Raw genomic sequence first — 5,787 nt, forward strand, 5'->3', positions numbered from 1 at the left:
CCGCCCAATCCGCAACCGACACGCCCGTCGCTCCCTGTCAGCCCCAACAATGACACAGAGGCACAATCGCACATGAAATGAAACTGAAGTACTAGCGGTGGCTCGGATCACCGTGCCATTCTTTTTATCCAACGTGATGCCCCGCTCATCTGGCGTGCGCTTAGATTGTACCGTTAACCAGCCGAAACCGGGGTGCTGTGGCGATACGGTGGCACAAGAAATCGTAATCGCGCACAAAAATCGTGTTTTCCCCTGTGCCTCCGCGGACTAGTTCCCGATTTTCCGGATTGTAGGAGTGGGCAGCAAAACCATGCATTCTCATAACCTGCTCTACGTATTCACCATCGACATCCGTATAACGTCCCGCACTTTCGTTAGTTTCGCAGACGACCGCAGCCAATGCCGGATTGGCTAGCGTCGCAGACATGCCCTTCAACACCTCGCCCTCCCAGCCTTCTACGTCAAGCTTAATCACTCGCGGCACCTCGCTATCCAGCATTTCATCTAGCCGTCTAACTGTCACCTCCAGGGTGGGAGTATCCGTGGTACCTATAACCACATGGTTGGTCGTGTCGTGACCGGCCGTGAAGCGCAGTTTTTCATTGCGAGCTCCCAGACCCAGATTATGTGCAACGACAAGATCAGTAATCCGGTTGGCTGAAAGATTTCGTGTAAGCATTGCATATGTCTCCGGTACGGGCTCAAAAGCGATGCTGCGCGCGCCGACCGCACCCGAGGCCAGCACTGTGTAGCTGCCAACATTGGCGCCAATATCGACGAACAAGTCGCCGTCGCGCAGAACGTGTAGGACGAAGGCCATGTCGGAGGCTTCATGAAGACCGCAATACCAATTGCCGGTGGCGCCAGTCATGCCGCGTTCCATCACCAAACAGGTGTCGCCAACGAAAGGCATGAGATGGGGCACAGGCAGGAGCCGGACCCCGATCTGCCAGCGTAGGAAGCGCGTCAGCGCGGCCGTCCGACCTTTCGCGTTCAGTGGGTGCTGCAGAAGGAGTTTCAGTATCTTTAGCATGTCGGTTTACCTGTTCTTAGTATCTCTCCAACGTAATGGGCAGGTCGTACCCGTGCTCCTTGAGCAGCGCTTGCCGTCGCGCGCCGCGCAGATCCTCTGCCACCATCTCTGCGCACATCTCGCGGGCCGAGATCTCCGGCTGCCAGTCCAGCCGGGCCTTGGCGCGGCTGGGATCGCCTAGGAGCGTCTCGACCTCGGCGGGGCGAAAATAGGTGGGATCGATGCGCATGACGACGTCGCCGGGCCTAACCGCTGGGGCAGCGTCGCCCTCCACCGCCGTCACGGTGGCGATCTCCTTCACACCGGTGCCGGAAAACGCCAGCGTGATCCCCAGGTCCGCCGCCGCCCAGGTGATGAACTCGCGTACCGAATGCTGCTGGCCGGTGGCAATGACGAAATCCTCCGGCGCCTTCTGCTGCAGCATAAGCCACTGCATGCGCACGTAGTCCCGCGCATGGCCCCAGTCGCGCAGAGCGTCAATGTTGCCCATGTAAAGGCAGGGCTCCAATCCCTGGGCGATGTTGGCCAGTCCGCGGGTGATCTTGCGAGTAACGAAGGTCTCGCCGCGGCGCGGGCTCTCGTGATTGAATAGGATTCCGTTGCAGGCGTACATCCCGTATGCTTCGCGGTAGTTTACGCAGATCCAGTAGGCATAGAGCTTGGCCACCGCGTAGGGCGAACGCGGGTGGAACGGCGTCGTCTCGGCCTGTGGCGTCTCCTGCACTAGGCCGTAGAGTTCGGACGTGGATGCCTGGTAGAACCGCGTCGTCGTCTCCAGGCCGAGAAAACGGATCGCCTCTAGAAGGCGCAGGGTGCCGATCGCGTCCACGTCCGCGGTATACTCCGGTGTCTCGAAACTGACCGCGACGTGGCTCTGCGCCCCGAGGTTGTAGACCTCGTCGGGCCGCGCCTCTGAGAGGATGCGCGTCAGGTTCAGCGTATCCCCTAGATCGCCGTAGTGTAGCTTGAGTTTGGGGTGCGGCTCGTGCGGGTCCTGGTAGATGTGGTCGATGCGCTGCGTATTGAAAAGCGAGGCACGCCGCTTGATCCCGTGCACCTCATACCCCTTTTGAAGCAGAAACTCCGCGAGATAGGAGCCGTCCTGCCCCGTGATTCCGGTAATGAGCGCCGTCTTGGTCATGCGGTCTACCCCTTCGTGGCAAGTCCCTTCGCGCAATGGAAAGGTGGATTTTAGGTAGTGCGCGTATTGAACGCGACTTTCAAGGCCGTCCTTGGCCCTTCGAGGCAGAAAGGCGGCCGGGCTAGCGGTCTGAGCGGGATGGAAGAGTCCGTTTTGGGATTCCCAGCGTCGGGCTTGCGTGCGGGTCTACAGACATGATGGGATGGACGCCTCCCTTGGCGAAGCGCCAGGCTTGAGGTCTGGCAGAGAAGGGAGAATGGCATGACCATCAAAGTGATCGGCGTCGACATCGCCAAGAAGGTGTTCCAGGTACATGGGATCGACGAAAGCGGGATTACTGTGCTGAAGAAGCGCCTTACACGGGCAACATTCCTGGCAGAGATGTCGCGGCATCCATCGTGTCTTGTGGGGCTGGAGGCTGGGTCCGGCGCGCATCACTGGGCGCGCTGTCTGATCGAGTTGGGTCACGATGTCCGACTAATGCCGCCGCAATATGTCCGACCTTACGTCAAGGGAAACAAGCACGACGCATCGGATGCCGAGGCCTGCTGCGAAGCCGTCCAACGCCCGGGTATGCGCTTCATCCCGGTCAAGAGCGAAGCGCGGCAGGCCACTCTGATGCTTCACCGCGTGCGCGATCACTTCATTCGGTGACGGACCGGAGCGATCAATGCGTTGCGGGGGCATCTCGCCGAGTTCGGGCTGATTTCCGCGAGTCAGCGCGCCGGATTGAACCGTCTGCTTGCGGCGGTGGAAGAGGCGGAAGCCGGGCTTCCAATCGAAGTTACCGACCTGCTGAAGATGATCACCACTGAGATCCGCGGCTATGACCAGTCGATCGCCGAGTTGGACAAGAAGCTCAAAAAGCTCTGTGCCGAAGAGGATGTATCGCGACGTTTGTGCGAGATACCCGGCGTCGGCCCTGTGATTGCGACGGCGATGCCGGCTTTTCTGATGGCAAACGGTTCGTTCGAGAGCGGTAGCGCTTTTGCGGCATGGTTGGGGATCACACCTCGCCAGCACTCAAGCGGCGGCAAAGAGCGCACGTTCGGTATCACCAAACGCGGCAACACCTACCTGAGGCGCCAGCTTATCAATGGTGCTCGGGCAGTCGTGCGGATCGCTCGCGGCCGACGCGGCGGCATCTGGGATTGGATCAACAGGATGCTGGAGCGGCGTCACTTCAACGTCGTGACGGTTGCGGTAGCCAACAAGATGGCGCGTGTCATGTGGGCCATGATCACCAACGGCACAGAATACAAGGCGGCCTGATCACCACCAGGGTTACCCGAGCGAATTGCGAGGACGTTAATCGAGATGACATGACTGGCGAGACCAGAATCCAAGAAGCCCGGTTTGCGCATCGAGCCCAGAACTCGACGATATGATGGGACAAGGGTTCAACGGATCTCATAATGGCCCGCAGCCTGACACGCGCTGCACAACAAGAGGCCGGATAGATGGCTGCAAGCCTTGCCGGTGGTCGGCTCGCAAAACGCACTTGCAATCCGGGAGGCGTCCATAGATGCGCACCGGTGTCAGTTTCAGTGTCTCGTCCAGCGACCGTCAGCGATAGGAAGCGATCGTCGCGGATGAAGACCTGTGTTTGGCGCTGGCAGGAGCGGTTCATGGAGGAAAGCGCCGATGGCCTTCTGCGCGACAAGACACGGCCGTCCGGTATTCCGCCGACACCGGCCGATAAGGTGGCCGAGATCGTGCGGCTGACCCACGAGCCGCCGCCGCAGGCGGCGACACACTGGACGCTCCGGGCGATGGCCAAGCACATCGCTATCGCGCCGTCGACGGTGCGCAGCATGTGGAAATCGCACCCGCATGGCTGGCGCGTCTTCAAGCTCTCGAACGATCCGAAGTTCGTGGACAAACTGAGCGACGTGGTGGGCCTCTATGTAGATCCGCCCGCGCATGCAGTGGTGCTCTCGGACACCGAGCGCTTGCTGGGGTCCATCGGTGGCTCATCCCGTTCCCTGACCACAGTAAGCGGTGCGAGGAGATCGTGGTCAGCTCAGGTTGATGTCTTCACGAAGGCCCAGGGCAGGAGGTCGTCTATCCGGCCCTGCGGATGGCCAGCGGCGATCGCTTCGAGCGTCGCCTTGAGATAGGCGAAGGGTTCGATGCCATTCATCTTCGCGGTCTCGATCAGGGATGCGATCCGGCCCCAGCCGCGCCCGCCCTCGTCGTGTCCGGCAAAGAGGGCATTCTTCCTTCCGAGGGCCAGTGGCCGGATCGTGTTCTCGACCACGTTGGAATCGATCTCGACGCGTCCGTCGGTCAGGAAGACGCAGAGGCCCTCCCAGTGCCGTGCGATGTAGGCCAGCTTCTCGCCGAGGCGGGACTTGCCGGAGACGCGCGAGCGCACCTCCTTCAGCCAGTTGCCGAAGTCCTCGACCAGGGGCGCCGATCGCTCCCTGCGGGCTGCGAGGCGCGCCTCGGCCGAGTGTCCCCGGATCTCCGCCTCGATACGGTAGAGGTCGGCGATCCTGCCAAGCCCCTCGGCCGCGATCGGCGAGCCGTCACGCTCATGGACCTCATGCAGCTTCCGGCGGGCATGGGCCCAGCAGTTGGCCAGCCTCACGGAGCAACCCGGCCGGTCTGAGCGGCTGAGGCGATTATAGCCCGCATAGGCATCCACCTGGAGGAGGCCCGAGAAGCCCTCGAGAAAGCTCTCGGCGTGCTGGCCGCCGCGTCCGGCAGCGTAGAAGTAGACGACCCCCGGCGGGTCGGCACCGCCCCATGGTCGGTCGTCCCGGGCCAAGGCCCAGAGATAGCCGCTCTTGGTCCGGCCCCGCCCTGGATCGAGCACCGGCGCCCGGGTCTCATCCATGAAGAGCTTGCCGGAGGCCTTCAGATGGTCGGCCAGTCGCTCCACGACGGGCGCGAGGTGGAAGGCGGCGGTCCCGACCCAGCCCGCCAGGGTGGAGCGGTCGAGCGTCAGCCCGGAGCGGCGGAGAGCCTGGCACTGGCGATAGAGGGGGACATGGTCGGCGTATTTGCTGACCAGCACCTGCGCGAGGGCGCCCTCGGTGGGAAGGCCGCCCTCGATGAGGTGGGCTGGCGCCTTCGCCTGCCGCACGCCGTCATCGTCACAGGCGGGACAAGCGTAGCGCGGCCGCAGGGTGGCAATGACGCGGACCTGGGCAGGTATGATGTCGAGACGCTCGGAGCGGTCCTCGCCGATCTGCTGCATGCCGCAGCCGCAGGAACACAGGGTGCTCTCCGGTTCGAGGCGGCGCTCGATGCGCGGCAGCTCCCGGGGTAGATGCCCGATGTTGCGCCTGGGCCGCCGGAGTGGCGTGGGCGGGGTCCCGGAGGCAGAGGACCCTTGGGCCTCTTCTGCCTCGGCCAAGGCCGCTTCGAGTTCCTCGAAGGCCAGCTGTCGCGCGTCCGGCTCCAGCTTCTCGGACCTGCGCCCGTAGAGAGCCTGCTGGAACTCCTGGACCAGATGCTCGAGCCGGGCATTGCGGGTCGCGAGGTCGCTGTTCTGCTCCGCCAGGGAGGCGATCTGGTCATCCGTGAACTATAGCTGGCAACGCTCATGAGCGTCACGCCGCGGCCTTTTCCTGTGCACATGATGGGCTGCGGCCGTAGAAAACGG

The 5,787-nt window shown here is 62.5% G+C and carries 5 protein-coding genes and 1 pseudogene; 3 read left to right on the forward strand and 3 right to left on the reverse strand.

Annotated features, from left to right (window positions below; translation table 11 throughout):
* Positions 1-160: 160 nt before the first annotated feature.
* Both P1J78_RS23805 and gmd read right to left on the reverse strand, forming a co-directional pair.
* The gene (locus tag P1J78_RS23805; RefSeq protein WP_275569866.1) at positions 161-1,033 is read right to left on the reverse strand and encodes an FkbM family methyltransferase; all 873 of its coding nucleotides are present in this window, start codon (positions 1,031-1,033) and stop codon (positions 161-163) included.
* 16 nt (positions 1,034-1,049) lie between these two features.
* Entirely contained in the window at positions 1,050-2,174 is a 1,125-nt protein-coding gene (gene gmd, locus P1J78_RS23810; protein ID WP_275569867.1) for a GDP-mannose 4,6-dehydratase, read from the reverse strand.
* 261 nt (positions 2,175-2,435) lie between these two features.
* Here gmd and P1J78_RS23815 point away from each other — a divergent pair, with 261 nt between their 5' ends.
* The 3 genes and pseudogenes from P1J78_RS23815 to P1J78_RS23825 all read left to right on the forward strand — a co-directional run.
* The gene (locus P1J78_RS23815; protein WP_275569868.1) at positions 2,436-2,828 is read left to right on the forward strand and encodes an IS110 family transposase; all 393 of its coding nucleotides are present in this window, start codon (positions 2,436-2,438) and stop codon (positions 2,826-2,828) included.
* 12 nt (positions 2,829-2,840) lie between these two features.
* On the forward strand, positions 2,841-3,446 hold the full coding sequence (locus tag P1J78_RS23820) for an IS110 family RNA-guided transposase (RefSeq protein ID WP_309568150.1): 606 nt from the start codon (positions 2,841-2,843) through the stop codon (positions 3,444-3,446).
* Positions 3,447-3,736: 290 nt separating this feature from the next.
* A pseudogene (locus tag P1J78_RS23825) lies at positions 3,737-4,126 on the forward strand (helix-turn-helix domain-containing protein); the annotation flags it as partial.
* A gap of 71 nt (positions 4,127-4,197) precedes the next feature.
* Here P1J78_RS23825 and tnpC read toward each other — a convergent pair.
* Positions 4,198-5,694, reverse strand: coding sequence for an IS66 family transposase (tnpC, locus tag P1J78_RS23830; protein ID WP_275569870.1), 1,497 nt, complete (start codon positions 5,692-5,694; stop codon positions 4,198-4,200).
* Positions 5,695-5,787: the final 93 nt, after the last annotated feature.

The sequence above is a fragment of the Psychromarinibacter sediminicola genome (assembly GCF_029168335.1).
Taxonomy (GTDB): Bacteria; Pseudomonadota; Alphaproteobacteria; order Rhodobacterales; family Rhodobacteraceae; genus Psychromarinibacter; species Psychromarinibacter sediminicola.